Genomic DNA, 691 nt, shown 5'->3' on the forward strand with positions numbered 1-691 from the left:
GAGCGTATCGTGCTGTGCGGTCCGTCCGGCTCGGGCAAGTCGACCACCATTCGCTGCCTGAACCGTCTGGAAGAACACCAGCAGGGCCGGATCATCGTCGACGGCACCGAACTGACCTCCGACCTGCGGCAGATCGAAACCATCCGCCGGGAAGTCGGCATGGTGTTCCAGCACTTCAACCTGTTCCCGCACCTGACGATCCTGCAGAACTGCACGCTGGCGCCGATGTGGGTGCGCAAGATGCCGAAGAAGAAGGCCGAGGAAATCGCCATGCACTATCTGGAGCGCGTACGCATTCCGGAGCAGGCGCACAAGTATCCGGGCCAGCTGTCCGGCGGCCAGCAGCAGCGCGTCGCCATTGCCCGCGCCCTGTGCATGAAACCCAAGATCATGCTGTTCGACGAACCGACCTCGGCGCTCGATCCGGAGATGGTCAAGGAAGTACTCGACACCATGGTCAGTCTGGCGGAAGAGGGCATGACCATGCTCTGCGTGACCCACGAAATGGGCTTCGCCCGTACCGTGGCGAACCGGGTGATCTTCATGGACAAGGGCGAAATCGTCGAACAGGCCGCGCCGAACGACTTCTTCGACAACCCACAGAGTGACCGGACCAGGCTGTTCCTGAGCCAGATCATTCATTAAGCCTGGGGCCGCTTTGCGGCCCTATCGCCAGCAAGCTGGCTCCTAC

1 protein-coding gene is annotated in these 691 nt (G+C 61.8%); it reads left to right on the forward strand.

Annotated elements, in window-relative coordinates; translation table 11 throughout:
* On the forward strand, positions 1-645 hold a 645-nt coding region (locus tag TRP66_RS23445; protein WP_333407947.1), incomplete at its 5' end, for an amino acid ABC transporter ATP-binding protein.
* Positions 646-691: the final 46 nt, after the last annotated feature.

This window comes from Pseudomonas sp. JDS28PS106, assembly GCF_036706555.1.
In the GTDB taxonomy this organism is placed as follows: domain Bacteria; phylum Pseudomonadota; class Gammaproteobacteria; order Pseudomonadales; family Pseudomonadaceae; genus Aquipseudomonas.